Annotated in this window: 1 protein-coding gene and 1 pseudogene; both read right to left on the reverse strand. The window is 70.8% G+C overall.

Annotated features, from left to right (window positions below; translation table 11 throughout):
- On the reverse strand, positions 1–279 hold a 279-nt coding region (locus tag BFF76_RS30105; RefSeq protein WP_065849496.1), incomplete at its 3' end, for a YciI family protein.
- A 187-nt stretch (positions 280–466) separates the two neighbouring features.
- Positions 467–863, reverse strand: a pseudogene (locus tag BFF76_RS30110) (DUF998 domain-containing protein); the annotation flags it as partial.
- Positions 864–1,005 lie beyond the last annotated feature (142 nt).

The raw sequence follows: 1,005 nt of genomic DNA on the forward strand, positions 1-1,005 counted from the left end.
CCGGCCGGTCACGTCGATGACGGCGAAGCTGGCAAGGACCTCCTTGAGTTCGGCGAACGGTCCGTCGGTCAGCGTCACGCCGTCCGGTGTCCGCCGCACGGTGGTGCTGACCGCCAGGTGGCCCAGACCCTCGGTGCTGACGAGCTCTCCGGTTCCGAGCAGTTCCTTCTCGAACCTCTGGTAGACGGCGAAGGCGGCCAGCGCCTCCTCCGTCGGGGCATCGGCGGTCCCTGCGTCCCAGGCGGCGGCTGACGTGTATCCGAGCAGTAGGTACTTCACGGGTCCCCTTTGCAACAGTGCTTGGCGATAGTAGGGCAGGTCAGCGCGTGCGCCGCAGGGAGAGTGCGAGGACGGTGGTCCAGGCGAAGGCGACCAGGCCGTTCACGGCGATCTGGATGCTCATGCAGTCGGGCGACATGGGCAGTACGAGCACGAGGGCGGTGGCACCGTTGAGGACGGCCGGGNNCGGCCGGGAGGACGGCCCGGCGGCGTGCGCACCGCACGGTGAGGACGATGCCGGCGATGGCCAGGGCGCTGTAGGCGGCGACCGCCGAGGCCGAGTGCACGACGCTGTGCCACGACATCCGGGCGACCGGCTGGTCCGGCGTCCCGACCGGGAAGCCGTTCTCCGGATCCATGGGGAACAGGCCGGAGACGATCAGTCCGACGCCGAAGGTGCCGACGAGGATCGGCAGTGCTCGGCGTCCGGCTCCCTCGGTGAGGGTGCGCCTGATGCCGACGGCCAGGGCGAGAGCGCCGAGGCCCGCGAGCACGAACGTCGAGATCTGGATCCAGCCGGCACCGCCGGTGGCGAGCTGACTGATGGGGTGCCTGGTGATGTCGAAGCCCTCGCGGGTGGCCATCTGGATGACGGCGGAAGCGAAGAAGACCGGCCCGGCGAGCGCTCCGGCGATCAGCAGGCGATCCGAGCGGCGCACGGCGGGTGCGGCGTTGGCGACGGGGGTGGTGGCGGTCACGGCTTCCTCCTCGGCGGGTTCTGCCTGC

It is taken from the genome of Streptomyces mutomycini (assembly GCF_001700505.1).
Classification (GTDB): Bacteria; Actinomycetota; Actinomycetes; order Streptomycetales; family Streptomycetaceae; genus Streptomyces; species Streptomyces mutomycini.